14 protein-coding genes and 1 tRNA gene are annotated in these 14,567 nt (G+C 63.4%); 5 read left to right on the plus strand and 10 right to left on the minus strand.

Features of this window, described 5'->3' with window-relative positions:
- Positions 1-10: 10 nt before the first annotated feature.
- Both IRI77_RS32455 and IRI77_RS32460 read right to left on the minus strand, forming a co-directional pair.
- Positions 11-706 carry an HAD family acid phosphatase gene (locus IRI77_RS32455; protein ID WP_194449090.1) on the minus strand — a complete coding sequence of 232 codons (696 nt, stop codon included), beginning with the start codon at positions 704-706 and terminating at the stop codon, positions 11-13.
- 112 nt (positions 707-818) lie between these two features.
- A complete protein-coding gene (locus IRI77_RS32460) occupies positions 819-1,916 on the minus strand; it encodes a hypothetical protein (RefSeq protein ID WP_194449091.1) in 1,098 nt (365 codons plus the stop codon).
- Between the two features lie 139 nt (positions 1,917-2,055).
- Here IRI77_RS32460 and IRI77_RS32465 point away from each other — a divergent pair, with 139 nt between their 5' ends.
- Together IRI77_RS32465 and IRI77_RS32470 are read left to right on the plus strand one after the other, a co-directional pair.
- Positions 2,056-3,294, plus strand: a complete 1,239-nt coding sequence (locus IRI77_RS32465) for a carbon-nitrogen hydrolase family protein (RefSeq protein WP_194449092.1) — start codon at positions 2,056-2,058, stop codon at positions 3,292-3,294.
- Positions 3,295-3,335: 41 nt separating this feature from the next.
- Positions 3,336-4,664, plus strand: coding sequence for a Gfo/Idh/MocA family protein (locus IRI77_RS32470; protein ID WP_194449093.1), 1,329 nt, complete (start codon positions 3,336-3,338; stop codon positions 4,662-4,664).
- On the opposite strand, the gene IRI77_RS32475 is transcribed toward IRI77_RS32470, so the two are convergent.
- Positions 4,661-5,410, minus strand: a complete 750-nt coding sequence (locus tag IRI77_RS32475) for a class I SAM-dependent methyltransferase (RefSeq protein WP_194449094.1) — start codon at positions 5,408-5,410, stop codon at positions 4,661-4,663. The two genes, IRI77_RS32470 and IRI77_RS32475, sit on opposite strands and share 4 nt — an antisense overlap.
- A 9-nt stretch (positions 5,411-5,419) precedes the next feature.
- Positions 5,420-6,283: a glutamate racemase gene (gene murI / locus IRI77_RS32480; RefSeq protein WP_194449095.1), complete on the minus strand. Its 864-nt coding sequence runs from the start codon at positions 6,281-6,283 to the stop codon at positions 5,420-5,422.
- Positions 6,284-6,404: 121 nt separating this feature from the next.
- Between murI and IRI77_RS32485 the strand changes: the two genes are divergently transcribed.
- Positions 6,405-6,494, plus strand: a tRNA-Ser gene (locus IRI77_RS32485).
- 152 nt (positions 6,495-6,646) lie between these two features.
- Here the strand turns inward: IRI77_RS32485 and IRI77_RS32490 are convergent.
- From IRI77_RS32490 to IRI77_RS32495, 3 genes are all read right to left on the minus strand, one after another.
- Complete coding sequence (locus IRI77_RS32490) at positions 6,647-7,453, minus strand: hypothetical protein (RefSeq protein WP_194449096.1); 807 nt, start codon at positions 7,451-7,453, stop codon at positions 6,647-6,649.
- 190 nt (positions 7,454-7,643) lie between these two features.
- Positions 7,644-7,766, minus strand: coding sequence for a hypothetical protein (locus IRI77_RS38440; RefSeq protein WP_267239357.1), 123 nt, complete (start codon positions 7,764-7,766; stop codon positions 7,644-7,646).
- Between the two features lie 347 nt (positions 7,767-8,113).
- Positions 8,114-8,530: a hypothetical protein gene (locus tag IRI77_RS32495; RefSeq protein ID WP_194449097.1), complete on the minus strand. Its 417-nt coding sequence runs from the start codon at positions 8,528-8,530 to the stop codon at positions 8,114-8,116.
- Between the two features lie 224 nt (positions 8,531-8,754).
- On the opposite strand from IRI77_RS32495, the gene IRI77_RS32500 reads away from it, so the two are divergent.
- Complete coding sequence (locus tag IRI77_RS32500) at positions 8,755-9,420, plus strand: hypothetical protein (protein ID WP_194449098.1); 666 nt, start codon at positions 8,755-8,757, stop codon at positions 9,418-9,420.
- Positions 9,421-9,606: 186 nt separating this feature from the next.
- Entirely contained in the window at positions 9,607-10,167 is a 561-nt protein-coding gene (locus IRI77_RS32505; RefSeq protein ID WP_194449099.1) for a TIGR02444 family protein, read from the plus strand.
- A 9-nt stretch (positions 10,168-10,176) separates the two neighbouring features.
- Here IRI77_RS32505 and IRI77_RS32510 read toward each other — a convergent pair whose 3' ends face one another.
- The 3 genes from IRI77_RS32510 to IRI77_RS32520 all read right to left on the minus strand — a co-directional run bounded on the left by IRI77_RS32510 (position 10,177) and on the right by IRI77_RS32520 (position 13,838).
- A complete protein-coding gene (locus IRI77_RS32510) occupies positions 10,177-11,238 on the minus strand; it encodes a radical SAM protein (RefSeq protein ID WP_194449100.1) in 1,062 nt (353 codons plus the stop codon).
- Between the two features lie 129 nt (positions 11,239-11,367).
- Complete coding sequence (locus tag IRI77_RS32515; RefSeq protein WP_194449101.1) at positions 11,368-13,077, minus strand: hypothetical protein; 1,710 nt, start codon at positions 13,075-13,077, stop codon at positions 11,368-11,370.
- Positions 13,074-13,838 (minus strand): ABC transporter ATP-binding protein, encoded by a 765-nt coding sequence (locus IRI77_RS32520; protein ID WP_194449102.1) that lies wholly within the window; start codon positions 13,836-13,838, stop codon positions 13,074-13,076. The genes IRI77_RS32515 and IRI77_RS32520 overlap by 4 nt, the downstream gene beginning before the upstream one ends.
- Between the last annotated feature and the right edge of the window lie 729 nt (positions 13,839-14,567).

Below are 14,567 nucleotides of genomic sequence, written 5' to 3' on the forward strand. Positions count from 1 at the left end.
AGTCCCCGGCTTAGTCGTTCTCTGAGTTGTACAGCACTTCCTCGCCGAAGCCGCCGTTGTGCGTAGGCTCGTGGTTCACCGAGGCGGGGGAGCGCAGGACGCGGATGGGCCGCGCTCCGGCCTGGATCGAATCGCGAATGTCGCCATCGGAGTCGCCGTAGCTCACCTGCGCCTTGATGTCCTTGAACGCCTTGGTCTTCGGCTGGCGGCTGGTGAAGATCACGGCCGGAGAGTCGGCGGGCAAGCCGAATTCGCTGCGCAGCAGACCGGTCAGCTTCTCGCTGCCGGTGTAGATCCGCTTCGTGACGAAATAGATCCTGTCCCCGCGCGACTTGTGCAAGGCGATCAACTCGCTCGCGATCCACTTCTTCACGCTGTACTGGTCGAGCTCGTTGTTCATCTTCGTCCAGAACTCGCGGTACTTGCGGCGGTCTTCATCGGACGGCAGGTCTTCCTCGCGTACTGAGACGCCGGCCGAGACGATCTGCGGGCCGTAGGTGCGGGAACCCCACTGGAACCCCGGCGAGGTGAAGAGCACCGTATCATCGACGTCGAAAACGACGTTGATGGGCTCCTTGGGCAGGCTGCGGGCCAGCTCCTCCAACGTAATGGTGCGCGGCGTTTCCGCCAGTGCGCACGGTGCGAGGCACGAAACAAGCAGGGCGGAAACGGTCAGGGCAAATCGGGAGATGCGGTGGATGTGCATAGGGGGTCTGTAGTCAGGGGGCTTCTGGTTCTTCGTGAGGGCGTAACTGGCCCCAACTGATTAAGGCGCAATTTGGTCCTGAATACGATCACCGGCTGCGATCGATGACCAGTTACGGCTCCGCATCTCCGCCGATGAGGCCCTTGGAGAAGAACTCCGCTTTCAGCTTCTCTGCTTCCACAATCGCGCTTCGCAACTCCGTCAACAGTGGGTTCCCGTCGCCTGGGTAGGACTTCCACAGGTTGAGCCCATGGATGCTGAAGAAATAGACATCCTCACGGTCGGTCATCTCTTCGACCAGGCCGGGTAGCAGGTCCTGCGGAATCAGCCCGCCGCCGCGCCCCTGGTTGTTCTGCCACCAGTACTTGTTTTGAATGAACTTGAAACTAGTGAGCGGGCCCTTCAGTTCAAACGCGCCATCCGGCATGCGCATATGGTTGACCGGCAGCACCAGTTGGAACTGCTGCGGCCGGCCGTTGTCGATGGTGTAGCGCCAGGTGCCGTGGCGGGTCCATTGGCCCACAGTGGCGGGCGGAAACCCGAGTTCCTTCAGCGCGGCCGACAGGAGTTCCAGGTTGCGGGCCGCCTCGGCAGTCCGGCTGTTCGTCTTGTAATCCCGCAGCTTCTCGAAGTACGCGGCCCGCGTCGGCGCAACTGTGATAGTGCTTCGCAGGTACTTCAGGTTGGCCCGCGCCTGCTCGACGGTGTACTGCTTCTGGTAGCCGAGCCAGGTGATGACGATCCCGGCCTCCGCGTCGGTAAGCCGCAGGTAGTGCGCCGGTTCCTTCACGGGGTCGCGTTCGTAGACCGTCTGGAAGATCTCCCATTGCAGCGGCCCTTCCGTGCTGGTCGCCCCGGTGCCTGACGCCTTCGTCACATCGAAGAGGCCTTGCCGGCGTTGGGCCTCGAAGGTCGCGCGGTCCAGGTCCGGCGCGGCGATGGTGATCACCATCGTCTCCGCGTACGAGGTCTGGCCGTTCAGGTGGGTGTCATTGACGCGCCGGAACTGGAATTGCGCCGTATCTCCGCTGCGTTGCACGGGTTCGGCGTCGTAGCGCAGGTCGCTTGGGACTTTCACGGTGGCCAGGCCGTCGAGGTCGACGGTGGTCTGTTTCAGGTCCGCCCAGTTGCGCGCTTTGCGAAACAGAAAACACGCCGAGGTTCCCAATGCGACGGCGAAGATAAGGCTAACCAGGAGAGCTGGTTTCATGCAATTTTTCGATTATCGCAGAGAGATCCTCTGTTCGCCTCTTTCGGTTCCCGAAAAACGCGCTGGATCCAGAGGGTTGGAGATTTCCCGCACACCGCGGGCTCAGGACCCGGCGTTCCGGAGTAAGCTCGGAACTGAGATGCGGCAAATTACCTGTGCGGTGATCGTCCTCGCGGCCGGTTTGGCGGTCCGGGGACAGGAGTGGCGGCAGTGGTCGCCGCGGCCCGAAGTGGCTCCGAAGTACAGCCGGACCGGCGCGGAACTCACCTTGGAAGGGGCAGGGAACCCCGGAGTCTTCGGCGGCTGGGAGCAGGTGCTGCCCGCTATTCAGCCCGGCCAATGGTACCGGCTCACCGGCCAATACCGCGCCGCCGGATTGGGTTACGAGCCTCTGCAGGTGCCCGTGAAGTTGGACTGGCAGAACGCCCAGGGCCATAGGGCCGGCCAGCCGGACTACGCCTGGCGTGTCGAAAGTTCAGGTGAATGGCGGTCGGTTTCGCTGGAAGCTCCGGCTCCGGAAGGCGCCGTGTCCGCCCGGCTCCAACTGCTGCTGCAGAATGCCCCACAGGGGCGCGTGTCCTGGAAAGACTGGAAGCTCGAACCCATCGCCGCGCCCAAGGCCAGGCCGGTCAAAGTGGTGGCGGTTCGCCTGAAACCGCGCGGGCCGGACCCGGTCGCGCGTTTCGTGGAGATGTCCGGCGCAAAGGCTCCGGCGGGGACCGACGTGATCCTGCTGCCCGAAGGCATCACCGTGGTCGGCACGGGCAAGACCTACGCAGACGTGGCGGAGCCGGTGCCGGGTCCGACCACGAAACGGCTGGGCGAACTGGCGAAACGCAAAAGTTCCTGGGTCGTGGCCGGCCTCTACGAGCGGGAAGGCGCCCTCATCTACAACACGGCAGTGCTGATCGACCGCACCGGCAAATACGTCGGCCGCTACCGTAAGGTCTACATCCCCCGTGAAGAACTGGAAGGCGGCATCACGCCCGGCAGCGACTTCCCCGTCTTCCAGGCCGACTTCGGCAAGGTCGGCATGATGATCTGCTGGGACGTGCAATACGCCGATCCGGCGCGCGGCCTGGCGCTGCGCGGAGCGGAACTGATCCTCATGCCCATCTGGGGCGGCAATGAGACCCTGGCCAAGGCCCGCGCGATCGAGAACCACCTCTTCCTCGCGTCCTCGGGCTACGATTTTCCCTCGCTGATCATCGACCCGGCCGGCGAAACCCTGGCGCGTACTGAGGACGACGGCACCGTGGCCCTGTCCACCATCGACCTGAACCGCCGCTATCTCGATCCCTGGCTGGGCGACATGAAAGCGCGCTATTTCCGCGAGTTGCGCGGCGATGTGACCGTCGATCCCGTGGGCCGCAAGTAGCGCGCCCGCGCCGTGCTGTATGCTCGGTGAAGCGAGCACTTATGTACGATCCCTCACAGACCAACCGGCGAGCCTTCCTGCGCCAGGCCGCTGCCGGCTTAACGGCTCCATTTTTCATCCCTAACCTCCTTTCCGCTCCGCGCGACGGCCTCCGCCTGGCCAGTTTCGGAGCGGCCAACATGGCTTTCGCCACTCTGGATGGCATAGCCACGCACCCCAAGGTCAAACTCGTCTGTGTTGCCGAGGTGGATTCCGCCCTTCTGGGCGGCGTGAAGAAGAAGTATCCCGATGCCAAGGTCTATGTGGACTGGCGCGAGATGCTCGACAAAGAGCACAAGAACCTGGACGCCGTCTGCGTCGGCACGCCCGACCACATGCATGCGCCCATGGCCGTCAGCTCCATGCAGCACGGCTTGCATGTCTACGGGCAGAAGCCGCTGGCCCACGACCTCTATGAAGTCCGCAAGATGACCGAAATGGCGCGCAAGAAGAAACTGGTGACCCAAATGGGCATCCAGATTCACTCCGCCACCGAATACAAAACGGCCGTGCAACTGATCCAGGGCGGCACCATCGGCAAGGTCAAGGAAGTCTACGCCTGGAGCGGCAAGAAGTGGGGCGATCCCGAGCCCCGGCCCGACCGCACCGATCAGGTTCCATCCACGCTGAATTGGGATCAGTGGCTCGGCGTGTCGGCCGAACGCCCCTATCTGAAGGGCTACTACCATCCCGGCGAGTGGCGCAAACGCATCGATTTCGGCACCGCCACCTTCGGCGACATGGGCTGCCATATCTACGACCCCATCTTCTCGGCCCTGCAACTGACGTCGCCCATCTCCGTCCGGTCGGAAGGCGCGGCGCCCAACGCCCACAACTGGTCCGTCAACGCGGTCATCCACTACGTCTTCCCGGGGACCCGCTTTACCAGCGACAAGACCGTCAACGTGACGTGGTACGACGGCGACGAACGTCCTCCGCGGGAGATTCAGGCCATGGTCGGCGGCCAGCGGCTGCCCGGCACCGGCTGTATCTTCATCGGGACCAACGGCGTGATGCTGCTGCCGCACATCAAGATGCCTCTGCTGTTCCCGCAGGCTCAGTTCAAAGACTTCCAGATGACCAAGGTCGAGGGCGTGGATCACTACCACGAGTGGGTGGACGCGATCCTCGGCAAGGGCAGCACCTCGACGCCCTTCAGTTACTCCGGACCTCTCACCGAAGCGGTCCTGCTCGGTCCCCTGGCCACGTTCTTCCCCAAGACGACGCTGGAGTGGAATGCGAAGAAGCTGAAGTTCAAGAACTCCCCCGAGGCGAATGGCCATGTGCGGCGGGCCTATCGCGCGGGTTGGAAAGTGAAGGGCCTCAGCTAAACGCCCGGAGCTCGGGCAATCAGGCCAGCGGCTTCCCGCCCGTCCAAAGTGAGGTCGGGCGGGAGGTCAGCGGGTTGGAACATCCAGGAGCGCTCCACGATCAGGCCGGAATTCGTGGCCGCGCGCGCCAGAATCTGATCGTCCAGCAGGTGGACCGCGGGTGGCATCTGGCCCAGTTTACGGTGCTGGGAGTAGACGCTCACCTTGGGAATCCAGCCCGGCCACCTTACCCCCTCCTGCAGCCGCCTCTCATACTCCGTCCGGAACAATTGGAACGGCGCCAGGTAGGGCGTCACGACTTGAGCGAAAAGCCGGCCGCCTGGTTTCAGCCAGCGGGCAATGGCCCGCAGGCCGCGCTCCAGTTCGCGCCCACTCAGAAAATGCAGGACGTTGCAGGCATGCACGGCGCTCAGGCTTTGATCCGGGAAGTGGATGACGCGGGGAAAGTGGCCCGCCCGCAGGGTTAACCGGTGCCGGTCTTCCGGCCGGGCTGACGCTTCCGCTTCGTCGAGATGACGCTGGTCCAGATCGTTCAGGATCACCCACGCGCCGGCCTGCAACGCCGCGAGACCCACCAGTCCGTACGCCGCGCCCAGGTCCAGCACCGGCGCGTCCGCCCCGCCGATCGAACCGCTGCGGCACTCCTCCACAAACAGGGCGCTCACATTGTGCACTTCGATCGCCGCCCAGCCCATTCGATTGCGGGTGAGCAGGCGGCGCCGGACCGGTTTGGGCTTCGCTTCCATGTGGATCTGTCAGGGCCTGACGGGCAGCGGTTCCGCCTCGGCCAGGGTCTCCACGTGGATCGGTCGGACTTCACCGTCCACCCCGCCAATCGTCTGCGCCGTGTGCTGGTACGCGATCACGTCGCCCGTGACCAAATGCAGGATCCCCCCGATGCCCGGCAGTTCCGGATCCTCGATATCCCCGATCGCCGCGGCGACCGTGGCGGCCACCGCCTGTGCGCTGGAGATCACATTTACCGACGGGCCCAGCGTTTGCTCAATGATCGGCCGCAGCACCGGGTAGTGGGTACAGCCGAGGATGAGCGTATCGATCTCCGGCCGGTCGGCGAAGTAGTGGCGCGTGAGCAGCGCGGCTTCCTCGGAATCGGACAGGTTCTCTTCCACCAGGTGGACGAACATGGGGCAGGCGCGGGCCCACACGCGCAGCCCCAGTGCTTCCAGACGGCGCTGGTACGCTCCGCTGGCGATCGCGCCGCGCGTCCCGATCACGCCCACCGAGCCCGTCTTCGAAGCCTCAAACGCCGCGCGGACACCGGGCTCGATCACGCCCCACACGGGTACCGGCAGCTCCTCGGCCAACGCCGGCAGCGCCGCGGCAGTGGCAGTATTGCAGGCGACGACGATGGCCTCGACATTCTGGGCCAGCAGGAAGGCCGCGATCTCGCGGGCGAATCCAGCGACCATGGAGCTCGGCTTGCGGCCATAAGGCACGCGAGCGGTATCGCCGACATAGAGAAAGTCGGCCTGCGGCATCGTCCGGCGCATGGCCTTCAGCACGGTGAGGCCGCCGACCCCGGAGTCGAAAACGCCGATCCGGCGGCGGACGCCGGGCCGGTGGGCGGGAGGAACAGGCGCGAAGCGAGGGAGTTGCATGAAGCAGTGGCCGGAGGCGTCGGAACGCAACCGGCTACTACCAGTTTAGGCGAGCGGCTCCGGGCCGGTCCTGGGCGGGGCAAAATTGCGCCGGCAGGGCGAAACAACGTAAATTGGAGGAGGAGGAATGGCCGAGTGGTTGAAGGCGGCGGTCTTGAAAACCGTTAGCGGGGTGACTCGCTCGGGGGTTCGAATCCCTCTTCCTCCGCCAGTATTTCCAGTTGATTCCGCGTGGGCGTCCTGACGAATCACTTCGCCTGGTAACGACGCCCACTCGCAACCCTCCCGGCTGACGCTCCCGATCGATTGCACTTTCCGTCTACGCGGCTCGCCAAGCAGCTCTCCAGGTCGTTCGTTCGACCTTCAATGCTCTCTCGACTTGGGCACCACCAAGCTCGCGTCAGGAGTGACCTGCCTTTGAGCGACGAAAACCTGCCTCATCCGGTCAAACTCAACCTGCTCGTGAATAGCGCAATCGCAGCCGTGTCCAGGCTTCCAGGTATAATCCCATTTGCCAGGGCGAACGGGTTGAGCGTGGAAGATCTTGGGAGCCCACCAGGCGAGTTCGGGCTTCTTGCCTTCTTCGATGATCTCCACCTGATACTGAGCCGCCTGATCTCTCCTGCTGCTGTATCCGAACACGCTGGTTCCTGTGATGCCGCATGCCATAAAACTCGCCAGCACGAACTGTCCCGCGACACCCTCTCCCGTCAAGTCCCTCAGGCTCAGGATGAGCGGCGCTCCTTCCCCCTGGCGGTCAACGCGAGGAACCTCATATGCGACTTTCGAGACGAGGAAGGGGATGGCAAATGCATCACCTGATTCACCGTCGGTCATCAGTAGATCCTGCACTTCAATGGTGTTAATCAGGGACTTGCGCCCTGCATCCAACAGGCTCAGCCTGGTTGGTCCATACCAGTGGTCTCCGTACACATCATCGATACAGGTCAAGTCTTCCCTGTCTCTTCTAATCTTCGTCGGGTGCAACATCCACAAGACGAGGCTTCTTGGCTGTCCTTTGCTCGTCTTCACGTCGGCGGTCTCGATGATTCGGGCCTCGGGCGGCAGGAGTCGCTGAATCCACTTCGCCTGCGCCGAAGGTTGAGCATGTATGCAGGCTGAAAAGACAAACCATGCCAACATGCCCAACGGCCCGCGGAGTCTGATCATATCGTGATTATATTGATGAAATGAGAGGCCCCAACGTCAACCGGCCCATCTATAGGCCCGACACCGTTTGCTTTCAATGACGGTTCTGAGGCCTTGGAACTGTCCGCTCTCATTGAAGACAGGAGGCAACGCCCGAGCGTGCGCCCCTGCCAGCCAGGCACATCTCCCGCCTCCGCCCTATCGAACGCGGTCAGAAAATGATGGGGTTTCCAGTCGCCACGCTTGCTTCGGCAAGTTCGATCAGGTCGACCGCAAACTCCTTCACGCAAGGGTCGGATGCGCTTTCGAGCAACAGCCGAATTTCTTTCGCCAATATTGCGGCGTCTCCAGGCGAAATTGAATCACCACAGTGCGTTCCGGAGTAGACCACTCTCTCCCGAAGGAGGGGGAAATAAGTGGGGGGCAGTAGCTCGATGTACGCCCTGACGTGCGCGATAGAACTGACATTTCCGAGACGCTTCGACACAATGTAACCATCCACGTGCGGACAGGCAGCTTTGCACCACTGGTCGTGCATCGCCCACTGCGATTCGCTGATGCCTTGCTCCGACGCCAGGTGCGGTTCACCGTCTTCGTCAAATCGCAAGAGTTCGGGGAGAGGATGACACGCTGCGCGGCCCTCTTGTATGCAATTACATCGAACACAAGCGTCCAAGCCCATTACAGAATAACGCCGTCCTTCGCCGAGAGTAGAATTGTCTTCCTGGCTCCTCCCAGCTCTTCCTCCACTTCGATGGTCAAAAGACCTTTTGCACACTGAGTCAGTTGGGCATCATAGCCACCAAGATCGCTTTGGGTCCAGATCTGGCGCCTGTCCTTCCCGAAAGCAAGAATACTCGTCGAGGTGGCAACGAAGCGCATCCCGTGTTCCTCCTCCAGAATAATGTCGTCAACTAGATTTTGCGAATCGAGAGTAACATAGCTGTCCGGACGGCCTGCGTCCACAAGGTAAAAGCTATCCATTGCGAGGACGGCAATAGAACCGGCTTCCGGCCAAAGCGCGACCTTTGCGCTCCAGTCCTGTAAACCCTGGAAGTTGCCCACCCATGAACTTCCATCGGCTTTCCAGAATCGCACGACCAAGCCCTCGGCCAAAGGTGATGGGTGCCTGGGATGGAAGTGGCAGGGAATTGGGCCGTCCCCCGGCAGTCCCTTCAAGACTTCCCAACGAACGGCCATGCTCGTGCTGCTTTCGTTCACTCGAGTTGAGCATAGCAACCGTTCTCATTGCGATGAAGTGCCGGGCAGGTTTTACAGACTGCGCCGTAGAACCTGGCGGCGCGACGCTCGGTACGCGGAGTATGATGACGGACGTGATCGGATCCCACACGATCGCCGCCCTTTGCTTCGCCTTGCTGCCGGTCGCCTCCCTCGCCCAGTCCACACCCAGTAGTCCGGCTCGCCCCATTCCTGACACGACCAACAACAACGTGAAGCCCCTCACGGTCTGCGAAGCCCTGGCCAATTGGAAGCAGCTCATCGGCAAGCCCGTCGCCATCGTGGGCCGCATCGATTGTGGAGCCAGTCTCATCGACCACAATTGTTTCCTGGTGGAAGATCGATGCGACCGGCCTGTATCCTCTGAAGGCGGCGTTTGGCCGAACCAGGTGTACATCATGAATGCCTGGGAGGAGGGGATGCTCAAGCCGCCTTCCTCATGGCCAAAGTTCGACGAGGCTGTACTCGCGCAGAAGTTGTCGCTGATCGGCGGGAGTACTACCCTCGGCATGCACAGATCACCACGCTTCAAAACGGATGGCAGCGGACTCAAGTACGCCGGATCTGTCGAGGTGAAGGACGAATGGGGCATTGCCTACGGCACTTTCTTCACCGCAACCCGCTTGCGAAAGCCTGGATGCGATGAGGAAGTCGGATGCGGCGGTTTTATTGGAGCGCCAGCGGCCCTCATCACCCTGCCGCGGGGTCTACTCCCGATCACACGCGACGGAAAGGTAGCCGGGAAATGATCGCCGCCGAAGCGGACCTGCTGTGTAGGTTCTGGGTTCGTTACTACCGCTGAGACTGGCCGTCCCGCGCGCAGTTCCGCTCCGATCCCCGTTACAATGACGATGAATCCCGGCCATCGTGACGGGAGTCCCGTACCGAAACCATGCAGGCAGCAAAGCTTCTATGACGCACCACAGGCGAGGCGCTTGGACCGCCGTCAGACGCTCGTGGGGCATGCCGTTCGAGCCCTTTGCGCCCTGCCGCCAGCACCCGTGAAACACGACGCGCCCGCCTTCCTGCAGTTCTGCCTCCGGCTCTACTCCCACGCCGGCATGCGCGAGGTCTGCCTCCACCTGCAGAACTCCGCCGGAGCCAACGTCAACTGCCTCCTGCTGGCTGCCTGGGCCGCTCGCGCCGGCTACTCCATCGACTCCGCCCTTTGGGCCGACCTCCAGCAGCACACCGCCACCATTCGCGAAACCGCCGTTCAGCCCATCCGCGCCCTGCGCAAGCAGATCAGCAAGGAGCCCCGGCTGAACGAAGACCTGCGCGGTCCCATCAAGCGCCTCCTGCTCTACGCCGAACTACGGGCCGAACAGGCCGAGGAACACGCCTTGCACAACCGCATGGCCGGCCTCGCTGCCCGCGCTCCGGCCGGCGAGGCGCTGTTCCGCCAGAACTTGGACGCCCTCGCCATCGACGCACCCCAGGTAGAGTCGTTCTACCACCTCACCCTCGAATCCGGCCTGCTGAACCCGCGCTCCTGACAGAATCCGTCAGGCCTTGCGCGCCAGTTCCATCTCGGCCAGGTGCGAATTCCAGTACCAGTCCAACTTCAGCCCCGTAGCCTCCACCAGCGGCGCAAAGCGCGGAGCGGCATAATTCCCCGTGACAAACTGGGCCCCATGATTCGGCAGCGTATAGCCGCCCGGCACGGTGGAACAGTCCAGCGTGAACAGGCAGCCGCCGCCCTCAGCCATCCGCAGGCACAGGGCAAACTCCTCGCGGGTGCTCACAAAGGGGCGAACATCCGGGAAACGCACATTGTGCAGCGCGAGCAGCGCGAGAAACTCATCGTCCGTCGGAGCGTAGGAGAACTCCCGGAAAGTGGAGCCCGGAGCGGCCTTCAGCCGCGGCACGCCCAGGATGTTGCAGCCGCGCCCATAGGTGTCCCGCAGCCATTGCTGATGCCGCAGCAGCATCGACCAGTCGCGCCGCCAGTCCGCCAGGCCGCTCAATACCCCGTACCCCACGCCTTCCAGCTCCGCCTGGATCATCCGGTCAAAACTGTCCAGCCGGTACCCGAAATCGGACTTGATGTGCGTCCCGGGATGCAGCTCAGCATACCGCACGGGATCGTAGGTCTCCTGCCAAACCACTGAAAACGTGAGGCCCACGTCCTTCAGCGCCCGGTACTCGTCGACGCTCATCGGCTCCGCGCTCAGGCCCACCGTGTGCCCTCCATGCCGCTCGACAATCCTCCGCGTCAACGCAATATGCCGCACGATGTCGGCGTGCGTCAGCAGGGGGTCGCTCGCATAGACCAGTTCCACCGCGCGCAGCCCCTCGGTCTCCACCAGGAACTCCACTTCCCGCGCCAGGTCGTCATCGGACAGCCGCACGCGCTTCAGGCCCGGATCGCTGCTGCCCGCCCGGTAGTTGCAGTAGGTGCACTTCTCCTTGCAGATGCTGGTGACATACAACGGCGAGACCGGGAAGACAGTGTTTCCAAACTGCGAAAACTTGGCCTGGCGGCTCTGGGCCAGCAGGGCCTCCAACTGCGCCGGGTCGGAGCCAAACCCAGCACTGTCCAGCGGTTTGTCGGGGGCTGAGGACACTGCCCCCCAGAAGGAATCGAACGCTTGGGAGAACATAGGAATCGGTTACGTACCTGCTTCCAGGCTAACGGATTCCGGCCTCCCCGTGCTGATTCCGGACCCGCTCCCTCCGCAGGTCCGCCGCTCGCCTCAGCGGACCAGGTTCAGCCCGCTCACCGCCAGGTCCGGCGACTCTTCAAAGGTGATCGCCCACGGCTCCTGGAAAGCCTGGTGCCTGCGCCATCGCAGCCAGGCCAGGGTCCCCAGCAGGATAGCGCTGAAAACCGCGGCGCTCCGCGGCGAGTGTTGCAGCAGGATCTGGGACTCCAGCACCCCGGCCATCGAAGAAGTGAAGCCGAACAGGATGAAGTAGGCCCCCAGCCGCACCTTCAGGTTGGCCTTGCCCGGCAGCCACGAGCACGTGAATGGGATCTTGTGGAATTGCCGCATCAGGATCTCCAGCAACAGCGTGGTCTCCAGCAGGTAGAACCACGTGTGGATCAGCGCATTCACCCAGCCCCATGCCTGCGCATAGGCGGGCAGCGCCAGCAGCGCGATCGGCAGGATCCCGGCGCAGATCAGAAACTTCCGCGTGCCGGCCTCCACCGCCGGAGTCTTTTCGCCCACCGTCAGCCGGAACATCCAGTTGGCCCGCAACTCCACCGGCAGCGTGAACAACACCCGCAGCCCCGCCAGCAGGAAGAACGCGAGATCCAGCGGGATCGTGCACGTCACGGGATCCACCCGCAAGGTGCTCGCGGTGAAACCGGAGCGCGTCATGTTGGAAGCCTCCGTCAACACCCACGAGAGCCCCAGCCCGATGTAGACGGCCAGCAGCAGCCGGTGTCCGCGATGCCGCGAAATCGTTCTCCACGTGAACCAGAACACCGCGCTCTCCCGCTGATCCCGCAGCAGCGTGGCATTCAGCAGTTTTCGCACCGCATGGTGCACCGGGCCCGGACCGGCCGGAGCTTCCTCCTGCCCCTCCACGGCTTTGCGCATCGCCCGGCGATACCCCCAGGCGAAAGCGACAAACGCCACCGTGGCGGCGCCCGTGGTGCCCCAAACCGCCCGGGCCGCCAGCCCGCTCTCCAGCAACGGCGGCTGGTTCATTAGCGACTGCCACAGCGCCAGGAACCAGTAGGCCGGCAGCCAGTGCGTCCAGTTCACCGCGCCGCTGACCGCGGCCTTCAGGCCCGGAGTGAGGAACACCACCCCGAACGACGCCAGCAGCGTGCCGATCTGCAGTACCGCCGACACCTGACGGAACCGGGAGTAGCTCAGCACCAGCAGCAGCAGACCCTGCAGGGCCATCGCTCCGAAGAAGACAAACGCGGCCGACGACGTCAGCACCGCGGCCTGCACGGCAATGCCGCGGAAGACGCTCTGTTGGAACATCACCGCCGGCAGCAGCACGGCCGAACAGATCTGCATCGCCGTCACCAGCAGGAAGAAGTACAGCAGGATGGCGTAGAGCTTGGCCTCGAAGATCGTGCGCGTGGGAATCGGCAGGGAGCCGAGGATAAAGGCATCCCGCCGGTCCGTAAACAGCGCATCCCAGCCCAGCACGACAAAGAACCCGGTCCCCGCCATCACCAGCAGCAGCAGCGTCATCTGGTCCGAGGTGATGATCGCGTTCCTCACCGCCGCCGAGAGCTTGTCCGGCAGGAACGTGTGGCGCAGGAACAGGATCAGCGTCAACGTGAATCCGAAGCCGCCCAACAGGCCGAACGCGGTGACAAACACCTGGTGCAGTTCGCCGCCCGCCGCCACCAGTTCGTGATCCACGAAGCGGTGGACGAAATGCCGCACCAGCCGGTTGAAGCGGATCTGCTCCGTGCGTGTGGTGGGCCGGCTCATTGCCGCATCGCCTCCGCCAGGCGCTGGGCCATCTCGTCCGGATCCTGGCGCAGGGCCAGTTGCGTGAAGATCGCCTCGAGTGTCGGCAGTTCCATCAGGCCGCGCAGATTCTCTACGGAGTCGTTCGCCACGGCCTTGCCCTTGTGCAGGATGACGACGCGCGAGCAGACGCGTTCCACCGTCTCCAGTTCGTGCGAGCTGAACAGCACCGTCTTGCCCGACTCCGCCAGCGTCTGGATCAGCCGCCGCAGCACCAGCGCGGAATGCACGTCCAACCCGGAAAACGGCTCGTCCAGGATCACCAGCGCCGGGTCGTGCAACAGCGCGGCCGCCAGCAGGATCTTCTGCCGCATGCCCTTCGAATACGAGGCGATGGCGGTATAGCGGTCCTCCCACAGGCCAAACTCGCGCAGGAAGGCTTCAATCTTCAGCCACAACCGCTGGCGCGGGATCAGGCGCAATTCGCCGGTCAACTCCAGGTATTCGGCGCCGGTCAAATGCGGATAGAGGTACGGCTCCTCCGGGACATAGCCCAGTTGAGCCTGGAAGGCCGTCAGATCGGCGCGCACATCGGTGCCCTGCCACAACACGTGCCCCTCACTGGGTTCCAGCAGGCCGGTAATCATCTTCACGGTAGTGGATTTCCCGCTGCCATTCGGCCCGAGATACCCCGTAACCTGGCCGGGCAGGGCAGTGAAGCTGACATCGTCGACAGCGGGAATCCCGCTGAATCGTTTGGTAAGGCTGCGGAGTTCGAGCAATTCTGACCCTCCGCCGCGATTAGACTCCACCCGCCCCCCATCAGTTCCAGCCGCCCACCCCCCGCACCTCGCGCCGCAAACGGAGCCGCGAACGTGAGTGAGCGGATAGTCCAACGAAAATCCCCAGCTCAAACACCAGGTCGCCGCCCATCCCCGCGAATCGAGCTGCGAATCGCGCCGCGAATTGAGCCGCGAATGTAAATGAGCGGATAGCCCAACGAAAATCCCCAGCTCAAACATCAGGTCGCCGCCCATCCCCGCGAATCGCGCCGCGAATTGAGCCGCGAATGTAAATGAGCGGATAGCCCACCGAAAATCCCCAGCTCAAACACCAGAGCGCCGCCCGTGCCGCGCGCGTCTTGCATGCGTGTCCCACCCGCCAACCACCGGAACTCGCGTTCAGAACCGCGTACAGAGCCGCGACTAAAAGGAGCGGGGGAGCAACGCCAAGCCTCCAACCAACCAGCGAAAAAGCCGTTCTTCCCAACCCCCGCCATCCTCACCAGAAACACAAACAAGGGGCTTCAGCCCCGCTTCTTCCGCTTCTCTCGACTCTCCAAAGCCCCCCACTTTACCGGTCCCACACCGCCAGGGACCCTCCGTCCGAATATCGCCCGCAGGGCCCACCCCACCGCGTCCTCCCGGCCATCCCCCCGAGCCGCCCCCAACTCCGCAAACAGTGTGGACTTAGGAAGCGAGGGCCTGCATCCGGACCCGTCCACCCGTCCG

This window comes from Paludibaculum fermentans, assembly GCF_015277775.1.
Lineage (GTDB): Bacteria > Acidobacteriota > Terriglobia > Bryobacterales > Bryobacteraceae > Paludibaculum > Paludibaculum fermentans.

Coding starts and splice junctions, on each gene's coding strand:
- IRI77_RS32455 (WP_194449090.1), bottom strand. CDS start 706: ATGCACATCCACCGCATCTCCCGATTTGCCCTGACCGTTTCCGCCCTG.
- IRI77_RS32460 (WP_194449091.1), bottom strand. CDS start 1,916: ATGAAACCAGCTCTCCTGGTTAGCCTTATCTTCGCCGTCGCATTGGGA.
- IRI77_RS32465 (WP_194449092.1), top strand. CDS start 2,056: ATGCGGCAAATTACCTGTGCGGTGATCGTCCTCGCGGCCGGTTTGGCG.
- IRI77_RS32470 (WP_194449093.1), top strand. CDS start 3,336: ATGTACGATCCCTCACAGACCAACCGGCGAGCCTTCCTGCGCCAGGCC.
- IRI77_RS32475 (WP_194449094.1), bottom strand. CDS start 5,410: ATGGAAGCGAAGCCCAAACCGGTCCGGCGCCGCCTGCTCACCCGCAAT.
- murI (WP_194449095.1), bottom strand. CDS start 6,283: ATGCAACTCCCTCGCTTCGCGCCTGTTCCTCCCGCCCACCGGCCCGGC.
- IRI77_RS32490 (WP_194449096.1), bottom strand. CDS start 7,453: ATGATCAGACTCCGCGGGCCGTTGGGCATGTTGGCATGGTTTGTCTTT.
- IRI77_RS32500 (WP_194449098.1), top strand. CDS start 8,755: ATGATGACGGACGTGATCGGATCCCACACGATCGCCGCCCTTTGCTTC.
- IRI77_RS32515 (WP_194449101.1), bottom strand. CDS start 13,077: ATGAGCCGGCCCACCACACGCACGGAGCAGATCCGCTTCAACCGGCTG.